Annotated in this window: 3 protein-coding genes (1 of these 3 only partly in view); all 3 read right to left on the bottom strand. The window is 63.3% G+C overall.

Going from position 1 to position 21,529, the window contains the following annotated elements; genetic code table 11:
- Window positions 1–13: 13 nt before the first annotated feature.
- Tightly spaced (at most 52 nt apart), the 3 genes in view from Q1B40_RS20090 to Q1B40_RS20080 form a layout consistent with a single transcriptional unit that may run on beyond the window.
- Complete coding sequence (locus Q1B40_RS20090; protein WP_299818453.1) at window positions 14–11,380, bottom strand: non-ribosomal peptide synthetase; 11,367 nt, start codon at window positions 11,378–11,380, stop codon at window positions 14–16.
- A 52-nt stretch (window positions 11,381–11,432) separates the two neighbouring features.
- Window positions 11,433–16,310, bottom strand: a complete 4,878-nt coding sequence (locus tag Q1B40_RS20085) for a non-ribosomal peptide synthetase (RefSeq protein ID WP_299818450.1) — start codon at window positions 16,308–16,310, stop codon at window positions 11,433–11,435.
- Window positions 16,311–16,317: 7 nt separating this feature from the next.
- Window positions 16,318–21,529, bottom strand: partial view of a non-ribosomal peptide synthetase/type I polyketide synthase gene (locus Q1B40_RS20080; RefSeq protein ID WP_299818447.1) — the 3' portion only. 17,537 nt of this gene lie beyond the right edge of the window; 5,212 of the gene's 22,749 nt are visible here — the last part of the coding sequence; its start codon lies beyond the right edge, outside the window — the gene reads right to left on this strand; its stop codon occupies window positions 16,318–16,320.

Genomic DNA, 21,529 nt, shown 5'->3' with positions numbered 1-21,529 from the left:
AATGCGTTCCGCATCAGTCCGGTTTCCGGGAAACCGCTGACAATGTGGTGTCCAGAACTGCGACACCTCCCTTGCCTCCGCCAAGAATTCTCTCGACGATTTCAGCATTCGCCGGACCAGTGGTCGGGTCAAGCATGTCCGCATGGTTCCCGACCCCCTGGCAGATCCTGTAGCTGCCGCTCGTAAGGTCTCTCCAACGCTCGAACGCCGCATCCGTCTGCCAGGTCTGTTCGGATCGGATCTGATGAATATCGGCCGCGATCCTGCCCGCAGTGACCAGGGGATCCAGGTAGCAGATGAAGCCGCGCATTTTGGCGACCAATGCCTCATAGGCCTCTGCGTTCCGGATCGCCCGGCCATAGCTCCCGTCTTCTGAGACCATCCGATCGCGGAAATAAGCCAGGTCGTTGGAAATTTTCGCCTCGACGTCCTCCCTGGAGCGCACGATCGGCTCGAGATTGGCCGGTGTATCCAGAATGACCAGATCCGCGACCCGGTGTCCGGCAGCCTCCAGATGTTTCGCCACTTCAAAGGCCAGCAATGCGCCTCCGGAAAGCCCGATGAGCCGGATCGGCTTGTCACCGGAGATGGCGGTGATCGAGTCTGCGTACCGCTCAAGCCTGTCCGGCGCCTCGATGAAGTCGAAGGCGTGCAGCCGGGTATGCCCGAGCGCTGCGGCCAACTGCGTGAATGCGGAACCGTAGCCGAGCAGCGGCGGCATGGCGAAAAGATCCGGGCCTGATGCCCCATTCAACAGGACCGGCGCATCGGCGGGCGGGACATCATAGGGCCGCATCGGTTTTGGCGGCACAGCGTTTCCGCCGGTTTGCAGTTCCTGTGACGCCGCCTTCTGCAACATATCGTCCAGGATCGTTTGCAGCAGATGCGGTGCGATCACCTCCGGATTGGCGCGCAGCGTGACCGAAAGACACCCGCTCTGCACCACAGCAAGACAATCCACGGGAGCCAGGGACGACGCCTCGGGATCGCTCATGGTCCCATGCGAGCCGATAACCGCCGGCCCCTGCCGGCCGGTTTCCGGAATTTGCCCGTCAAACTCTCCAAGGTAGTTGAAGACGATTGCTCCGCGTATCGGCTCCGCAAGCGCAGGATCCTCCCTCAACAGCCTCAGGAACCCGGCTCCACCGGCAGGCAGAGCGAAGATCGCCGCAGCCACCGCAACAGGCGTATCCAGTGTGCCCGCGGGAAGAGCCAGGGGAAACATGCTCGTGCACCAGCCGACCGTATCGGAGAGATCGGCGGCGCGCATCAGAGGTGTGCGGCCATGGCCTTCAAGCAGGAACAGAAGGTCGCTAACGGACAGATGCGTCCGCAGCACTGCCGCCAGCGCTCCAAGAAGAACGCTTTCCATTCCGCCGGGCCCCGCACTCTGCAACATGCGCTTTGACGTCCCGGCAGACAGGGTCGAGGTAACTTCACACATCTCGTCCGACCGGCAGGGCGACACGGTAGCCCAGGGCGGTGGGCGGACCGAACCGAGCAATTGCGTCCACTGGGCACGCTCGCGCAGGAGCGAAGGCATCGTGCGCAGATCCTGCTCGACCCGGGCGAGGTCGCCCATCGTCCAGCCATCGTGCGGAGCCGTTTTCCGGCCCGCCAGCAGATCGGTCAGATCCCGCAGGATCAGCCGCCAGCTGTAGCCGTCTACTGCCAGATGATGGATCACGAGAATCAGCAATTCGCCTTCGGTTTCATGGCTGATACGCGCGGCACCGATCAGACGGCCCTTGTCGATGTCCAGCGCACGCTGGATATCTTCGGCAATATCGTCTGCTTCGGCGTCGCTCGTCACGCGATGCTGTGCGACCGGCCCGACGGCATCGCTTGCGTCGCCTCCAAACTCCTGGATCCAGATCCCGGCGGTTCTTTGAAAACGGGTCCGCAACGCCGGGTGCTTTTCGGCGAGGCGGACAAGTGCTTCGCGGATTTCGTCGCAGGTATGGTCGCGGTCCAGCCTGAGCGTGACCGACTGGTTGAAGTGATTAAGGTTGCCGTCAAACCGGGAAAAGAACCAGCTTTGGATTGCCGTCACCGGCGCCGGCCCGTCATGAGCTGCGCGCGGGCCCGCAATCACAGGAGCCGGCGCCCGCAGATGCTGCGCCAGCATTTCGACAGTCCGATGAAGGTAAAGATCCGCGACGCCGACGGTGAAGCCTCGCTTCTTCAGCGCGTTGACCAGGAGAACGATCTTCAGCGAGTCCGCCCCCGCATCGAAAATATCGTCCTGACGGCCAATCTCGCCGGTGCCGAGCACCCGCATCCAGATCTCGGCGATCTCGCGCTCAAGACCCGGCTGCGGAGCGGCCTCTTCCTGCGGGCTCTGAGAGGCAGGTTCCGGCAGTCCTGCCCTGTCGATCTTTCCATTGGACGTCAACGGCCAGGCATCCAGAACGACAATGCGTGCGGGAACCATCGCCGACGGCAGTTCTCCGGCGGCATGGCGGCGCAATTCACGCTCCTGCACGGTGCCGACGACATAGGCAATCAGGGCTTCGCCGCGCAGCAGGACGAGCGCCTGCTGCACTTGCGGATGCTGTTCCAGAATGGCCGTGACTTCGCCCGGTTCGATGCGCTGCCCGCGGATCTTCACCTGCGCATCGTCACGACCCGCATAAAGGATCGTGCCGTCCGTACTCCAACTCCCGCGATCACCCGTGAAATAAAGACGGGTGCCGTCCGGCCCGGTGACGAAGCGCGCCGCCGTTTGCACGGGATCCAGATAGCCCTGCGCAAGTCCGGCCCCGGCAACGCAGATTTCCCCCGGAATACCGATGGGGACGGGGTGCAGATCGGCGCCGAGAATATGAGCCTGGGTATTGGCGATCGGTCGGCCGATGGGTATGGGGGGAACGGCGGTTTCCACACGTTGGATCGTCGAACAGACGGCGTTTTCCGTCGGGCCGTAGGCATTGAAATAGGCAAGCCGCCTGGCATAGTGCGCAACATCCCTGATCAGCGGCGCTTCGCCTGCAGTAATCAAGACGCGCAAATATGGTAGTTCCGGCTGGTCGAGAGCCGCCAGAAAGGCCGGAGGCAGGGTTGCGACACTGATCCGCTCATCCGTCATCCAGCCGGCAAATTCCGCGCCGTCGCGGATGCGTTCAGCCGTTGCCGGTACAAGTGCGGCTCCGCTGGTCAGGCTGGTGAACATCTCCGCCAGGGACGCATCGAAGGCAGGCGAGGCAAAAAGCAGGACCCGGTCCTCGGCCCCGATCCCGAAGGTTTCGACCTGCGCGGCGACCATGTTGAGGAACGCCGCATGTCCGACCCTGACGCCCTTGGGCAGACCGGTAGAGCCCGACGTAAAGATCAGATAGGCGCTGTCAGGGTGGAGACCGGGTGTTCCCACCGCGCGGCCGCCCAGTGTCAGGTTCTTGTAGCGGGCAATGGACGGCGCCACCGAAGTCACGCCCTGACCGGCCGCGTCGTGAAGAACGAGCCGGCATCCCGCTTCCGAAAGCGCCTTGTCCATCCGCGTTACCGGATGGGCCGGATCGAGCGGCAGATAGACACCGCCCGCCTCCATTATCGCCAGAATGGTGGTGACGAGGTCGGACCCACGTTCCATGCACACGCCGACAGCCTCCCCTCCCACCAGCTTGCCGGTGTCGGCCAGCCAGGCGGCAAGGTCCTGCGCGTCGGACCTGAGCCGGGCATAGGTAAGATGCTCGGAACCGGCGACGGCCAGCCGGTCCGGCGTCCGCGCCACCTGTGCCCAGACCGCATCGTGGATCGTACCCGTCGGCATGGGAGCGGCAGGTCCGGTGGAAAAGGCCGAAAGCAGCGCCCTCTCCGATGGCGCGATCATATCGAGGGAAGAAACCGTACGGTCGCCTGCTTCCACCACGCTCCGGGCGAGTTGCAGCAGATGCTCGATCAGTCGTGTGATCCTGTCTGCGTCGAACAGATCGGTGTTGTATTCAACCGCACCGGAAAGGCCGTCGCCATCCCGCGAGAAATGCATCGTCAGATCGAAGCGGGCAATGTCATCGGCAAGCGGCACGGGCGTAAAGGACAGGTCCTTCATCCCGTCCGGCTGGGCTTCGGTCACGTGATAGACGATCATCGCGTCGAACAGGCCGGCCCGGCTCGTGTCGCGCGGCACGTTGAGGTCGGCAACGAGACTGTCGAGCGGATAGGCGGCGTGTGCCGTGGCCTGCACGATGGTCTCCGCGACAGCATCGACAAGCGAGTCGAACGGCATATCCCCCGACACCTGGTCCCTGAGCACGACGGTCTGCACATGGAACCCGACCTGCGCCTCCAGCTCTGCCCTTTGGCGCGCCGTGATGGCAGTCCCCAGCCAGATATCTTCCTCGCCGGTGTAGCGGTGAAACAGGGTTTTCACGAGAGCCGTGAGAAGCGCAAAGAGGCCGCCATGCGCAAACACCGCCCGATCCGTCAAGGCCTTGGCGAGGGTCGGATCGACCATGAAAGGGATCGTTCGCCCGGTGCTCGTCTTGACCTTGGGCCGTGGACGGTCGGAAGGCAGATCGAGACGGGTCGGTCCCCCCGCAAGCTGCTGATGCCAATAATCGCGTGCCGCTTTGAGCGGGCTCTCCTCACCAGCTTCGAGCCGTGCAAGCAGTTCGTTCTCATGCACCGCGAAGTCGTGCGCCTGGAGTGCGAGAGCTTGAAGGGGCGAGGTCTCGCCCTTCCCGAGGGCGTCATAGACGGCGCAGATCTCGTTCAGCACCAGATCCAGCGACCCGGCGTCGCCGACGATGTGATGCAGGCTGAGCAGAAACAGCGCCCGCTCGTCCGAACTGCGCCAGAGCTGCAGCCTCAGGGGAGGTCCGGCCTCCAGATCGAACGGCATCTGCGCCGCCTGCTGCAGCGCATCCTGAATCCGGCTCTCGCTCCAGCCGCGCGCATCATGTTGGATCAGCTCCACTTGGCAGGCGGCCGGGAACTGCCTTGGTCCACCGCCGGCTGTAACGAACCGGGTGCCGAGCGCCGAATGCCGCGCCCCGATCTGCGCGCAGGCAGCGGCAAGGCGGTCGGTACCGAGCGGTCCGTCGATCCTGACGGCAACATTGAGGAGATAGGCCCTCGGGTCGATCTCGTTGAGAACCCAGAGCCTGCGCTGTGCCGGAGACAACGGATAATTGGCGGACGGCGGCGCGGGCCGGATTTCATCTGCAGCGCCCGCTCCCTGGCTGAGCGCGGCAAGTCCCGCCACTGTCGGCCACCTCATGAAATCCGCCAGAGGCACGGTGACACCTGTCTCGCGTTCCAGCGCTGTCAGCAGCCGGATCGCGGCCAGACTGTGCCCGCCGCAGCGGAAGAAATCGTCCTCCCGGGTGACCTTTTCCAAACCGAGAATGCGCGCCCACAGGACGGCGATTTCCGTCTCCCGGCCAGGACAGGGCGGCGTCCCGGCGGCAACCGGGTCACCGGGTGCCGGAAGCAGGCTGCGGTCCAGTTTGCCCGACGCGTTCAGCGGGATCTTGTCGAGCCGGACGTAGCGTTCCGGCACCATATATGCGGGAAGGACAGCAGCCAGCGACTGGCGCACGGCCTCGGCGTCCAGCGTTGCGGCGGCCACATAGGCGACCAGATCGCGCCCTGCCGGTCCTTCGGGAGCTGTCACGACAGCCGAACGAATGCCTGGAAGGGCGGTGAGCTGCCGTTCGATTTCCAGCAGCTCGATCCGGTGGCCGCGGATTTTTATCTGATGGTCCCGCCGGCCGCAAAACATCAGAACCCCATCCTCGCGGCGGTAGCCGAAATCTCCCGTCAGGTAGAGCCGGGCGCCGGGCCGCTGCGGATGCGGCACAAAAACGGCGTCCGTGAGTTCGGGCGCGTTCAGATAGCCCCGTGCCAATCCCAGTCCGCCGATACAGATCTGGCCGGCGACCCCGGGCGGCAGTGGACGCAAATTCGCATCGCAAATCAGCACCTCGGCCCCATCGATCGGCACCCCGATCGGTGCCGCGGTAAGCTGCGACAGATCGGCTTCGAACTCGTGCCACGTCGCCTCGACGCAGACCTCGCTGGGACCGTAAAGATTGAAAATGCGCAAATCCGGCTGCTGTGCGGCCTTTCTAACCGCTTCGACCATCGGAATCGGCAGCTCCTCCGCACCAAGCAGCAGCGTACGGACCGGCCAGGCCGAATCGATCTGACCGGCATCCAGGAGAATCGAAAGAAGGCTTGGGGTCAGGCTGAGCGAGGTAATCCCCTCTCTGGCAATTTGCGCGCAGAGGCGACGCGGATCGGTCTTGATCTCATCCGGGATGATATGCAGCGCATGGCCGAGCAGAAGCGCGGCATAAATCTCATGTACCGAAACGTCGAAACCGAGTGACGCGAGGGCGGCGTGATGGCCCGGAACCGCGTCTCTGCCACCATGAATTGTGCCGTTCATCCAGCGGACCAGATTTGTCACGCTGCCATGTTCGATCATGACCCCCTTGGGCACGCCCGTAGTGCCGGACGTGAAAAGGACATAGGCCAGGTCATTCGGTCCGACAGAAGGCAGAGCGGCTGTCTCGTGCGTCTTGTCCGCAACCGTTGCCACTCGAACCGGGAAAAGCGTTTTGGCGCGGTTCAGCCCCTCGTCACCGGTCACCACGAGAGCGATACCGGCCTGTTCCGCGATCTGCCGGAGCCGCGCATCCGGCAACTTCGGATCAAGCGGCACATAAGCCGCACCCGCGTGCTGTATCGCAAGAAGGGCGATTACCGCGTCGGCCGACCGGGACAGAAACAGGCCGACCCGGTCTCCCGGTGCGGCACCGTGACTTGAAACCAGCGCCCGCGCCAGGGTCTGAACCTTGTCGGCGAGGCTGCGATAGGTCAGGCTCCTGCCCGCCTCAACCAACGCTGTTTCTTTTGGGGTTCGGGCCACCTGCCTGGCAAACATGTCGGTGAGCGTATCAGGCGCGATTGCTTCAGGCTCTTCAGCCGAGACTTGCGGCAGGATAGCCAGGTGATTGAGTGGCATCGCTGCCATCTCGACCATCTGTCGGGCGACATGGCACCAGCTCCGGGCCAGACGTTCGGCACGCGCGGCGGGAAAAACGCTCTTCCGATAGCTGAGTTCAAGGCTGAAACAGCCTTCGTCACGCTCCACCACATCGAAGGAGAGGTCGAAACGCACCGATCGGCCGGCATGCGGCAGTGCGTTGACGGTTAGCCCGTCGAATTCAGCCCGGCTTTGCGTCAGGCGCTGCAGTCCGATCATGACCTCGACAAGCGGCGTACGGGCCGGATCGTGCTGGATCTGCAGGCTGTCGATCAACCGGTCATAGGGATAGTGCTGATGGTCAAGCGCACCCAGCACGACGGCGTGCGCTGCAGCCAGAAACGCATCCGTGTTTTCCTGGTCCGCCACGCTGAAACGGAGCGGCACCATGTTGACATAAAGGCCGACCTGGCTCTCCAGTTCAACCAGATCGCGTCCGGCGACGGCGGTGCCGACAACAACCTCATCCTGCCCCGACCAGCGCGTCAGGGTGAGGGCGGTGATGGCGGCGACAAGGGTGAACAGGCTGATACCCGCTGCCTGGGCCCGTTGCTGCAGCGCCAGAGACAGGTCCGGATCGATGCCGTTGCTGACGATTTCTCCCGCATCGGAAAGGTTCGCAGGGCGGGGATGGTCAAGCGGAAGGTCGAGCCGGGGAACAGGCCCCTTCATCGTCTCCGCCCAATAGGCTGCCGCTTCGCTCATTTCCGGACCGTCCGACCGGGCACTGATCCAGCAGGCGATATCCCGCTGCTGCAGTGCCAGCGGCTTCAAGGCGTCGGAGCGCGTCGCCTTTTCAGCATTGTAAAGCCGCGAAAGATCCCGGGCGATCACGCCCAGCGAAATGGCATCGCCCACAATATGATGGAGCGCAAACGCAAGAACGTGTTCGTTCCCGTTTATCCGAACGAGCAACGCACGCGAAAGGTAGCCTTCCGAAAGATCGAAGCCGCATGCCATGAAAGCGGCAATGATGTCCTCCGCGGTGGCAAGATCCGGCGCATCTGCCTGCTCGAAGGTGTGAGCCCTTGGCGGCTGGACAACCTGCCGCGGCGCATCGTCCTTGATCACGAAAGCCGTGCGCAGACTTTCGTGACGCTGCATTACCCCATCGAGCGCCCGGCGCAGGGCGGAAACGTCAAGGCAACCTTGAAGCGTGAAGGCGGTGGACACGACATAATCGGCCCGGCCCGGCCTGATCCGGTCAAGCACGAAGAGCTGCTGCTGCGCGGGTGTCAGCGGATCGTCGGCAGCCTGCGGCGCGGGCTCGATCCTTGTCCCCTGTGCTCCGCCGCGCGCGCGCACATGCCGTGCAAGACTGGCGACGGTCGGCTCGTCGAAAAACTCCCGGATCGACACGGAGCATCCGAAGTCGCGCCGGATACGTCCGATCACCCTGGCAGTCAGCAGGCTGTGGCCGCCTGCGGCAAAGAAATCCTCCGTTCGCCCGAACGCCGGCCTTTCCAGAACCTCCGCGAAGATACGGGCAATGCCGGATTCCGTCTCGTCCTGGGGCGGATCATTCTCGGTTATTGCCGCCGGTACCGTTCCCTGCATCAGTCTCAGCGCGGAGCGATCGATTTTCCCGCTGGCCATGAGGGGCAGCTTCGGCAAGGGTACCAGCGCCGCGGGTATCATGTAGACGGGCAGTCTGCCTGCCAACTGCTCGAGCACCGTTTCGGATGCAACTCCACTGCAAAGGACAGCGTATGCGGTGAGAGAGCGGACAGCGCCGGACGGGTCCGGATTAGCAAGAACGACCGCTTCCTCCACGCTCGAAAGCTGCCGCAGGACAGTTTCGATCTCGCCCAGTTCGATCCTGTGACCGCGCAGTTTCACCTGATCGTCCAGACGCCCCAGCACTTCGAACCGGCCATCGGCGCGCCGGCGCCCCAGATCTCCGGTGCGGTAGTATCTTGTGGATGCAGAAAAAGGGTGCGCGGGATAGCGCTCCGCCGTGAGGTCCGGCCTGTCGTGATAGCCCACGCCCAGCCCGGCGCCTGTCAGGCACAATTCCCCAATTGCGCCCACAGGCATGATCTGCCCGTTACGCCCCCGGATGAATGCCCCTTCGCCGGGAAAGGGACGGCCGACACACAAAAGTCCGTCGCCGAGATCCTGCGCCGTCGACCAGATGGTTGTTTCCGTCGGTCCGTAGACGTTGATCGCGCGCGTTTTCTGCAGGGCGCGAAGGCCGTTGAAGAGGTCGGTGGGCAATGCCTCCCCGCCGACCAGAACGGTCTCCACATCCCGGAGGCTTTCCCAGCCACCGGCATCTACCAGTGTGCGCAGGCGGGAGGGCGTGACCTGCAGCACGTCGATAGAGGACTTCCGGATGAGATCACAGATTGCCAGGGGATCGGCTGCGGTATCGTCGTCGGCAAGAACCATTTCCAGCCCGAGTGCAAGACTGGAAATCAGTTCAAGAACCGAAATATCGAACGTGTGCGTCGTCAGCCCGAGGATACGTTGACCGGATTTGAACCCCAGCGTGGCGGGCAGGCTTGCGGTAAAAGCCGAAACGCTGCGATGGGCGATCTCGACACCCTTGGGCTGCCCGGTGGAACCCGATGTATAGGCCACGTAAATCAGATCGTCCGGCGAGGGAGCAGGACCTTCGAAGCCAGCCTCTGGCAGAACCGTTTCCGCATCGAGCCGAAGAACGGGGCCTTCATACCCAGTCGGGAGAGAGGTCTCCTTCGCGGCGATGAGCGCGCTCACGCCTGCATCGTCCAGGATGAAACCGGTGCGCGCCGCCGGATCGCGCGGTCCCAGGGGCACATAGGCGGCGCCGATGCGGATGAGCGCCAGCATGGCCGTCACCAGCCACGAATTGCGCGGAAGCATCAGGCCGACCCGGTCCCCAAGGCGCACGCCGAGCGTGGAACCAAGATGCGCCGCGAGCCGATCGGCCCTGCCGGATAGCTCCGCGTAGGTCAGGGATTCTCCGCCGGCTCTCAAGGCAGGGGCATCCGGTATCTCTGCCGACCGGGCTGCAAGCAGCCCAGCCATGCTGCCGGGAGATGGAAGGTCTCCCGGGAGTTGGCTGAGCACGCGCGCCTCCTGCCGGCCCAACAGGGAATGCTCGCCTAGCGGCCGCTCGGCCTGTGCAACCAGTCTTTCGAACAGGTCCGCGAAATGGCGGGCGAACTGCGCCAGTATCTTCCGGTCGTGGCATTCAGGATTTGCGGAAAAATGCAGATGAAGCGACCCTGCCAGGGAAACCTGCAGTGTCATCGGCGCATGCGTTTCTTCAGTCAGCGCTTCCGGGATCGCATGCAGCCCGGTCGCGGCCTCCACACCGGACGCGCCGCCCAGAGGATAGTTCTCGACAATCAGCAGCGTGTCGAAGACCCGGGAAGCCTGCGGGGCGGCGCCCTGAATACCGGCAAGCGGTACATGTTCATGGTCTGCACGCGCCAGCATATCAGCATGAACCTGCCGGGCGATGTCCGCAAAACTCTCGGCCTCGCGAAAACGCACTCTAACCGGCACCGCGTTGATCAGGAGACCCATCATCCTGTCCGCACCCGGCAGGTCAGGAGGACGGTTGGCGATCACGGAGGTGAACAGCGCATCGCTTGTGTCAGTATATCTGCCGAGGAACACACCCCAAGCCGCGTGGATCAGCGCACCGGGCGTCAACCGCAGCCGGCCGGCGAGCTCTTCGACCGCGCGCAAAACCTCAGGGCCGAAGGTATGCTCCACATCTGCTTTTCCCGCATCTGAATGCGGCGCGTCGCCCGCGGGAAGCGCAGGCATCGGCTCGTGGCCGTCCAGATAGGTTTTCCAGTAAGGCAGTGACTTTTCAACCGGCCGGTCCTGCACCCATTTGATGAAATTGCAGTAGGCGCGGGCCGGTGGGAGGCCGGAGGGCTGACCAGTGCACCTGGAGGCATAAAGCGAGAAGAATTCCTCGGCCAGAAGCCCGAGGCACCAGCCATCGAGCAACACGTGATGATGCGTCCAGATCATCAGGTGTTCCTGCGGTGATCGCCGCACCAGCTGAATGCGCGAGGGCGGTCCTGCCTCAAGATCGAAACCGCGCACCCGTTCCGCCAGGCAAAGCCGCTCGATCCGCACGTCCCGGTCCGGCGGATCCAGGGCGCTCAGATCATGCGCGGTTACATCTGCAGACGCCTGTTTCAGGACAACCTGGAGAAACCGCGGCGTATTGCGCAGGATGAAGGCGGTTCTGAGTATCGTGTGGCGGTCAATCAGTTGCTGCCAGGCCGCATCGAAGGCGGCTCTGTCCAGCGGGCCTTTCAGCGCGATCCGGATCTGCTGAGTATAGGCGGTAGATTCCGGAGCCCGCAGGCCCGTCACCACCATGGCCTCCTGCATGGGAGAAAGCGGGTAGATATCCTGTATGCGGTCCTTGCGGATCATGCTGCGCCCTCCTCCCGGAAAGCAGAAGCAAAAAGCAGTTTGGGCTCTGGTCTCATTCGTCCAGCAACGCCTCGAGCTCGTCCTGCGACAGGCCCGACATGGCAACGTCCGATGCCGTGAGCTCGGTCCGGCCCAGCGCCTGGCAGTGGTCGCAGAGGCGGCGAAGGTCGGCCTCGATTTCTTCGGCGAGGCGTCTGATCTTCGCCTCTTCGATTGCCTTGCCGTTCCACGTCAGGGTCAGCACGACTTCCGGGCCATGGGCAACCACGGCGATATCGATGGGACAGACACGGCGATGTTCCCCCGCCACAACCGGACCGATGGGTGCGTCCACGACCGACCAGGCTCCCTCGTTCGCCCCTGATCCGCCGCCGAGGAAATTGAAACTCACCTGTGGCGCGAGACTGGAAAACACAGGATCCGCATCGCTTGCGAGCGCAACCGGCAGATAGCTGGCGCCATTGTCCGGCACAGAGCGCAGGGTTTCCTTGACCGCCTTGATCCGTTGATCGGCTTCTCCTTCAGCCTCGGGGAGAACCACCGGGTAAAGCATCGTGAACCACCCGACCGTGCGCGAAACATTGCGCGGGCTGAGTGCCGGTTCGCGGCCATGGCCCTCCAGAAGCAACATCGTCCCGCCTGGTGACCACACCCGGTCGAGAGCCTGGACAAGCCCGGTCAGGACCAGTTCCTGCGGGCGGGTCGAATAGGCCTCGTTCGCCGGACCGGTGACGGCGAGCGCAAGATCGGCGGGCAACGCGAATGCAAGGCTCTCGCTGTCGCGATAAAGACCGGGCTCGCCCGGAGAGAGCGCGCGTGCCGGGCGCACCACCATGTCGCGCCAGAAAGCGCCGGTTTCCTTCGCAAGCCCGGGAACTGCCTCTTCGACATCGTTCGCCCATGCGCTGACCGGCTCGGTTTTGGCATCGAATCCGATAGGATTGCCGGAGTTCGCCGCACGATAGGCGCGTTCGAAATCCGCGATGAGGATTCCCCAGGAGACCCAATCCACGACCACGTGATGCACACAGATGACAAGGTCGTCCGCTGTCGATCCGCGCAGCAGCAGGGCAGCCATTACCTGCCCTGCTCCGGGGTTCAGACTTTCCTGCAAGTCGGCCAGTGCCGTCTCGGCATCGGCATCATCCGGCGTGATTTCCGCGAGCGGCACGGGCCCTACAACATCGGCGAGTTCGATCTGCGGCAAAGGTTCGGCAGGATCGAAGCGGCTTCTCAGCGCGTCGTGATGTTCGGCCAGCGCCGCCAGCGCGGCCTCGACCGCCGCCCAGTCCGCGCGCCCCTGCAGGCGCAGGCGCATTGCCTGATTGAAATGACCGCGATGATCTTTGAAAGACGAGAAGAACCATTTCTGGGCAGGCAATGCGGGCATCCGGCCGGTTACGCGACCCTGATCCACCCCGGAGGCATCGTTGCTGCGCGTGACGATCTGCGCCAGACGTTCGACGGTGCTTTCGCTCAGAATATCGGCGGCAGTCGTGACGATGCCTTCACTCCCCAGGCGCGATGCGATCTGGATGGCTGATATCGAGTCGCCACCGGCGGAGAAGAAATCGGAGGTCACGCCGATCTCCGTGGCTCCAAGTACACTCTGCCAAACCGAAAGGATCGCGGTTTCCAGCGCGTTGCGGGGAGCGACATATGCCTGAACGGCGGGACGCGGCAGGGCAACCGTATCGACCTTGCCGCTGGGAGTCAGCGGGAGACGGTCGAGCGGGATGACTTCCGCCGGAAGCATGTAGTCCGGCAGACAGGCGGCAAGCCAGTCGCGCAACTCGGTCGGGCCCGAGGCCGGCGCGGTAGGCACCGCCGATCCGGACCCGAAGACCTTCCGGTGCAAAGGCGTCTGACGGAAACCGTCAGCGGCATGCGGCGCGGCGCAGCTGAAATGCTCGCTCGTCCCGTCGATACGACGGCAGATCCCCTCAATCACAAAATCCGGATTTCTGCCGTTCGCCGAAACGGTGCGCGTGACTGTCCCTTCAAGCACCTCTCCGGCTTTAAGGTCTTCCAGAGGAGTGTCGAGAGGCAGGATCACAGGGAGCCAGCTGGAAGGGTTTTCCAGAATGTCCACGGCCTCGTCGGGATGGTCCGCATCCACGATCAGATGAAGCCAGGCGAGCAAGCCGTCGATGCGCCCTGGAGCATTTACCTCAAGCCGTATCCGATGCTCGTTTTCCAGATCCATGGGCCTGCGGAAGTTGAGATCTTCCAGAACGTCATGGCTTGTCAGAAGCCGGTCATGCGGCAGGTTTTTAAGGCAGAGACGCAAGTCGAACGGGCGTCCGACCTGCTCGAAAATGCGCTCGACATACGCGGCAGCGGCCGGCGCAAATCCCGGTCCCTCGATCAATCCGGAGAGATCGACGCCAGCAAGCCGTGTCACGCTGCGTGACGGGATCTGGCATTGCGGCGTCCGCATCAGGCCATGGGCGTGGTTGACCAGATAGGCTGCGGCCTCCGATCCGCCGATACTGCCGACGATCTCCGCCACAAGGATATCGGCAAGCTCGGGCAGCGCCACCGACATGATGTCACCGGTGATGATCTCGACCCGGTCCTGCATTCCCGCTGCCTGGATACGCGCCCGCGCCTTGTCCGCCGTGACAGGATCGATCTCGACCGAATAGACCTTGCGTGCCCCGGCCTCCACGCACATGCGCGTCAGAACCGCTTCCGCACCCGGACCGATTTCCAGAACGACCTTGCCCGCGACCTGACGTGCCATCGCGGCGCGATAACTGAGGTTGCGCCGCGTATCGCCCGCCATGGCGCCATAGGCGAGGGTGTCATAGACAAAGAATTCAGCAATGGAAGGCCAGACCTCCACCGGGTCGCGACGGACGGCATAAGCCAGAAGCGGCTGGCCTTCTTTCGGAACCGGCACATGGGCCTGAGCTACGGAAGGATGCGCCGAAAGTGCCGCTTCGATTTCTCCCCGCTCGACGCGATAGCCCCGCAATTTGATCTGCCCGTCGCGTCGGCCCAGATAGACAAGAGCGCCACCGGCATCATGGATACCGTAATCTCCGGTGGCATAGGCCCGTTCACCCGTCTCCTCATTCCGTCCGAAGGGTGGCTCACCAGTATCGCGGCCAAGATACCCGCGGGCGACACCCGGACCCGACATCACGATCTCGCCCGGCAGTCCGGCAGGCAGGGGACGCCCGGCCGCGTCACGCACTTCCACCTTGTTTCCGGCAATGGGGTGTCCGATGGGAAGGACACCGCCCGCCTCATCTCCGGACTGCACCTTGTACATCGTCGCGCAGACCGAGCACTCCGTGGGACCGTAGGCATTGAACACCGTGCAATCCCTGGCATAGCGTCCGATCAGCGCGGGCGGAGCCGCATCTCCCGCCGTCAAGAGGGCGCGCAGGGTCGGCAGCGGGGCACCGTTCAGCGTTTCCAGAAGGCGGGGCGTGAAGGTGGCCACTGTCACCTCATGCCGCGCAAAGATCTCCCGCAACCGGTCGGGCATCCGCAATGTCTCAGCCGGAAACAGGGCGAGCTTCGCACCGGCAAGCAGCGCCATGAAAATCTCGGAGAGCGACGCATCGAAAGTCGCCGCCGCGATCTGTGCGACCGTATCCGCCGGACTGTTTTCGAGGCGCCGGATCTGGTCCCGGATCATGACGGTAAACCCGTGATGGGCGACCTTGACGCCCTTGGGTGTGCCCGTCGAGCCGGAAGTGAACAGCAGATAGGCTAAGTCGTCCGGCCCCGGTCCATCTGCGTTGAGATCACAAACCACCGGTGGGATAGCGCTTATCTGCAGCACCCGGTCGGAAAACGCCTCCGGTACAGTCCCTGCCGCCAACAGCTGCATGGGCCGCGCCTGGTCCAGTATGGCGGCTGTTCGTGTCTCCGGTTGCTCCGGATCGAGCGGCAGATAGACGGCTCCATGCGCCATGATGCCGATCAGTCCCGCAATCCAGTCCGGAGTGCGATCGACAAACAGGCCAACCACATCACCGGGCTGTACGCCAAGTTCATGCAGACGTGCCCGGACACCGCCGGCGCGCGCCGCCAGGGCATCGTAGCTGACGCTTTCCCCAGCCGTGATCAAAGCAGCGTTCCGGCCGTGCGTGGCAACAGCGTCGGTAAACAGGCTCACAATGGTGTCCATCGGCGACCCGGCCGATTCTGGACCGTCAGCGATGGCTCTGGCCTTCTCATGATCCGAGACAAGATCAAGAGAGGCAAGGGAAGCCCCAGTATCCGCGAACTGGCAAAGCAGATGCACGGTCAGATCTGCCAACGCCCGCAGATAGAAATCGGGAAGTGTCCCGGCCGGACTGGACAGGCGCAGCCTTATCCCGTCATCCCTGACGATCTCGGCCAGAAGCGCTGCCTTGCTGCGCCTCAACAGCGGCACATGATTGACGGTGTCAACCAGAAGCACGTCGCTCGACAGACCCGCAAAATTGGGCAGAAACGTTTCGATTGGCCAGTCCTGATGGCGATAGGCCTCGGTAATACGGGTATTCACCGAACCCAGAAATTCACGCACCGTGCCGGTCCGCAGGGAAGGCAGCACCAGAGGCACGGTTTCGTGACCGGCCGGAAGGGCCTCAGCCGATGCAAGCGCCGGCGTCCACAAAACGATATGGTCGTCTTCCAGATGCGTGCAAAGGGCGAGGCTCAAGGCAGCCGTGATGACGACGAACTCCGGAAGCGGAGCACCCTTGGAGATCCGCGCAAGCACGGCGCCCGCCTCCAGGCCCAGACCAACCTCGTAAGACCCGCCACCAGCACCAAGGGACGCAAAACCCTGGAGGCCGGACAGATGGAAAGGTGTCTCAACCTCTTCGGCGCAGCCCTGCCAGAAGCTGCGATGTCCCTGATAGCTGCGGGCCGTGTACTGACCGGCTTCGGCGACATCGGTTGTGCGGGTTTGGGACAAGGTCATGAAATTCTCAGATATCCAGTATGCTTACGATGTCAGCGGCTTCGCCATGGGCAACCGTATTTCCCTCGATACCGATGCCCAGATCCATGATCGGGCTTTCCGGAGCGGCGGCCATCTCTTCCAGAAGTCGATCCAGCAAACTGGCAAGATATTCTATGTCGGATTGGCTGTAGAGGTCACTTCGATATTCGATGGCGCAGGCGATGCCACCCGACTCTGACGGGGAAAAAACGAACAGCAGGTCATATTTCGCAAACGGCGATGCGGGGCTCAGATCGGTAATGGGAATGCCTGCGAATTCGGTCCGACCCGTGTGGTCGAGTTCATTCCAGGTAACTGCGATGTCAAACAGCGGCGAACGGCCGGGCGTTACGGCTGCCTGCATGTCGTGAACGATCTCCTCGAAGGGAACATGACCGTGCCGCAGGCTTCCGGTGATCACTTCTCTGGCCTGCGAGATCAACGCACTGACCGGCAAGTCGGCCGCGGGCTTCATCCGAAGTGGCAGCACATTGACGAAACAGCCGATCATCTCCTCGAGCGCCACATGCTCACGATTTTCCGACACCGTTCCGAGCACCATGTCCTCGCGGCCGGTCAGCCGCTGCAACAACGCGCTTACCGCCGCAAGGAATACCGCAAATACGGTGGCGGACTGTCTTGCCGCGAGTTCGCGAAGCGCCTTTGCCTGCACCGCATCGAAATCCTTCCGGTACGTCTCGCCCCTGGTGGTCTGGCGCGGAGGCCGGACGGAAGCGAAGGGCAGGTCGAACGGGGCAGATAGAGACGACAGTGTTTTGCGCCAATAATCGCGGTCCGCCTCGATGGATGGCGCTTCCAGAAGCTGACGCTCCCAGCGCGCGTAATCCGTGAACTGGATGTCCTGCACCGGAAGAGTGCAGTCCCGTCCGTCGATTGCCGCGCTGTAGGCAGCCTCCAGATCGCTCATCAACAGTTCGAGCGAGCGGCCGTCGGCGACAGCATGATGCAGCGAAACCGACAGCACCGATCTGCTTTTCTTCACATCGATCAGCCGTGCACGGAACAGCGGCGCCTGCGTCAGATCGAAAGGCTGCGCTGCGTCTTCATTCAGCAGTTTCGCCAGCATATCCTCATCGTCCGCCCGGCTGCGGACGAGCGTGAACGGGACGTCATCATGAATGACCTGCCGCGGACCTTCGATCCCGGTCAGAAATGCCGTTCTGAGAGCCCCGTGCCGGGCAACCACGGCGGAAAACGCCTTTTTGAGTGCTCTGATCCGCACGGTCCCGTTGAAACGCAGCGCAGCGTGAATGACGTAGGCCGCCGACTCTTTCGAAAGCTGCTGCGCCGTCCAGATCCTCCGCTGCGCATGTGTCAGAAGGCAGGCATCCGGGCTCGGGGATGCAACGAGCGGAGGCCTGTCAGCCAGCCCGCGTAAGCGCAGGGCTTCACCAAGCGCGCGTACCGACGGCAGAGCAAACAGATCACCGAGATCTACCTTGCAGCCCAGCCTGTCACGCAATTGCCGCACCGCCCGAGCAGCCAGAAGGCTCTGGCCACCCATATCGAAAAAGCTCGCGTCGGGGTCCACCACCGGTGTTTTCAGGAGAGTGGCAAATACAGCGGCGATCTCGGCTTCTAACTGATTGAAGGACACCTCGGCGGAGGCTGTACCGGTATCAGCGATCCCGGGCAGGCAGATCAGCGACAGCGCGCGCCTGTCGATCTTGCCGGACGGCAGCAGCGGCAATTGTTCATGGGCGACAATCTGCCCCGGCACCGCCGCGGCCGGCAGTTTCGTCCGCAGCGCCGAGAGGATCACTTGCGGCTCCACCGTGTCGCCGGTGACATGCGCGACCAGCATCGCTTCAGCGTCCACGCCCCGCAATTCGACCACCGCGTGGCGGATGCCCGGCTGCGCCGACAAGGCGGCCTCCACTTCGCCGATTTCGATCCGGTTGCCCCGGAGCTTGATCTGACCGTCGGTCCGGCCCAGGAACTCCAGCCGCCCGTCGGCGCGCCAACGCGCCTGGTCACCGGTACGATAGAGCCTGCCTGCGACCGGACGGAGACGTTCCGGAAAGGCTTGAGCGGTCCGCTCCCGATCATCGAGATAACCGCGTGCCAGCCCCGCACCGAAAAGAACAATCTCGCCCGGAGCACCAATCGGTTGCAGCGCCCCTTCCTGCGAAAGCACGGCAACCCCTTCGCCGGGAAGCGGTCGGCCGAGATCGGCCCGCGACGTTTCGGTGATGCGCCGCGCGCAACTCCAGATCGTCGTTTCCGTCGGGCCGTAAACCTCGTAAACGGTCAGGTGGTCAAGTGCTCCCAACCGCTCGCGGAGAGGCGCCGGCAGCGCTTCCCCTCCGGTGAGTACCGTGTGCAGCGCGGCACCCGGTGCAAACACCTGTGTTCCGCAGGAAGCGTCCATATCCAGCAAGAGCGCAAGGCGGGTCGGAGTGGCCTGCAGCACCGTCACTTTATGCTCGGCCAGCGCTTGCAACGTGCAGTCCGGCTCGCGCGCATCTTCCGCGTTGATCGCAAGCACGCAAGCCCCGAAGGTCAGAGTGCCCAGCAGTTCCAGGATCGAGATATCGAAACTGATATTGGTCAGCGCCGCGACGCGGTCCTCGGAGCCAAGACCGAATACGTCAGGCAGCGACCGGCAGAATTCCGCCAGAGCGCCGTGCTCGATCATCACCCCCTTCGGGTTGCCTGTCGACCCGGAGGTAAACAGGACATAGGCGAGCATCTGCGCGTCGATCTTCGGCAGGGTAACGTCGCTTCGCGGTGCATCCAGCAATGCCGTCAGCTTCTGACGCAGCTTGCCCCGCGAAACATCCGTCAGAACAAGTGCGCAACCGGCGTCCTCGATCAGCACCTCGCGCCGTTCTTCCGGCAGTGCCGGATCCAGCGGAACGAAGGCAGCGCCGGCCTTCAGCACACCCAGCAGCGCGACAGGCAGGCGCGCATCCCGCGGCAGTTCCACACCGACCCGCGCGCCGGGTTCGATACCAAGCTGAATGAGCTGACCCGCCAGATGGTCGGACAGACCGGCAAGGGTTTCATAGCTGAGGGTTCGTATCCTGTCGCTTGTTGCCGGAGCCTCAGGTGTCCGATCGACGCATTCCGCGACCGCGTCGAGGATCGTGCCCTTTGCAGGATGCAGGTTCGAGGGAAGCCCGCCCCAGTCCAGAAGCGTCTGCCGCTCCTCTTCACAAGTTATCTCCAGCGCACCGAGCGGCCCGGCCGGATCGGCGGTTACGGCGTCGATCACCTGACCGAAAGCTGCGATCATCCTTTCGATGCTGTCGCGATCGAACAGCGCAGTGGCATATTCGAAGTGCACCGCGATTGCATCGTCTTCAGGTTCGATGATCAGCGTCAGATCCGTCTTGGCAACAGCCGCTGCCTGCGTCCGGCGGATCACGCTCACATCTCCAAGGCTCAACCGGGAGTGATCCGGATCCTGCATGACGATCATCGCATCGAAAAGAATGCTGCGGGAGATGTCACGGGGCAGATCGAGCGCCTCCATAATCCTGTCGAAAGGCGTATTCTGGTGGTCGAGCGCTTCGCTGATCGTGGCGCCGGTCGTCTGCAGAAGATCGTCGAATCCGGCCTGCGGATCGACCGTCACGCGCAGCGCAAGCTGGTTCAGGAACAATCCCACCTGATCGCCGTAGTCGGGGTGCTCCCGCCCGGCGACCGGCGTACCTATCGTAAGATCTTCCTGACCGCTGTAGCGGTAAAGCAGTGTCTGGAAGACCGCCGTCAGCACGGCAAACAGCGTGAGGTGCCGGTCCGCCGCCAGCGATTGCAAACCTGCTGTGCGAACCGCATCCAGTTTGAACGACGCCATTGCCCCTCGGATGTCCTGGCGCTTCGGGCGCGGCCGGTCAGTTGGCAGGTCCAGCCGTGGCGGCGGACCGGCAAGCTTGTCGCGCCAGTAGTCCAGATCCTCTGGCGCGTCCGCGCGCTCGGCCTGATGGGCCGCGCAATCGCGGAATTGCCGTTGCAGTGTGGCCGGCCTCGGGCCGGTCTTCTTTGCTGCCGCATAGAGTGCCGACAGATCCCGGATCAGCACGTCCATCGACCAGCCGTCGGCAACGATATGATGCAGGCAGAAGCCGAGCACGTGGCTTTCAGGGCCGGTCCGGGCAAGCCCGATGCGGAAAAGAGGTTCAGTTTCCAGATCGAACGGCCGCGCCAGAAGCGGCGCGAACCAGACCTCGGCATCCGCCTCCGGAGACTTGCTGCCGCTGAAGTCCATCGTGGCGAGAGGGGAGCCCGTATCCAGTATCTTCTGGCGCGGCTCACCTTGCGGGTCCGTCGTGATCACCGTACGCAGCGCCTCATGGCGTTTGCAGAGCGCCCTGACAGCCATGGCGAATGCCGCTTCATCCAGCGGACCTTCCAGCTCGGCCATGCCCGACAGCAGACCGTACCCCTGCTGCCCTTCAAGTTGCTCAAGCACCCAGAATCGACGTTGCGCGGGCGACAGGGCGTAGTCCGCAGCTTTCGGCAAACGTTTGACGCGGCCGGTCGTCTCCGGTGCCTGGTTGGCTACATATCCGGCCAGGGCCGCAGCCGTCGGATTGCGCATGACATCGTTCAGCCGCAGCTTGGCACCGAAGTCGCCATAAACCCTTTGAACAAGCCTTGCGGCCGTGAGGCTGTGACCACCGGCAGCAAAGAAATCATCGTCGGGTCCAAGCGCAGGATGACCAAGTACCTCACGCCACAGATCGAGCATCCGGTCCGATCCGCCCGCCGGTTCCCCAGCCGGCGTACCCACCTGTCCCGGAGTATTTTCACCGGCGCGGGAAAGTAGGTGCGGATCGGGCTTTGGCAGCGCCTGAAGCGGCAGATCCGTCAGACCGGTACAGGTTTCCAGCAAAGACAGGACATATTGCCCGACCCCCTCCACCCTTGCGGTGTCGAACAGCGCATCGTCATATTGCAGGGAAAGCGTCAGGGACCCGGACGTTTCGGCAAACAACAGAGCCAGGTCGAGCTGACTTCCCTGTACAGGCAGCGGCAGCGGCTCGAGCTCCAGCCCCCCGGGCACGACCATTGCCTCGCTCACACGGTAACTCACCATCGCGTCAAAAAGCATGGAGCGGTCAGGTCTGCTCGGCGGTTTCAAGGCATCGACGATCCGGTCGAGGGGACAGTCCAGCCGGTCGAGCGCATTTGCCAGACCGGACCGCACCTGTTTGACAAGCGCAGCGAAA

It is taken from the genome of uncultured Roseibium sp., assembly GCF_947496995.1.
In the GTDB taxonomy this organism is placed as follows: Bacteria; Pseudomonadota; Alphaproteobacteria; order Rhizobiales; family Stappiaceae; genus Roseibium.
Note: the sequence above shows the minus strand (reverse complement) of the source record. Positions and strands in the feature narration are given on the sequence as shown.

What these genes read in the sequence shown, in the direction of transcription:
- Q1B40_RS20085 (WP_299818450.1), bottom strand. Translation starts at nt 16,310, where the DNA reads ATGACCTTGTCCCAAACCCGCACAACCGATGTCGCCGAAGCCGGTCAG.
- Q1B40_RS20090 (WP_299818453.1), bottom strand. Translation starts at nt 11,380, where the DNA reads ATGATCCGCAAGGACCGCATACAGGATATCTACCCGCTTTCTCCCATG.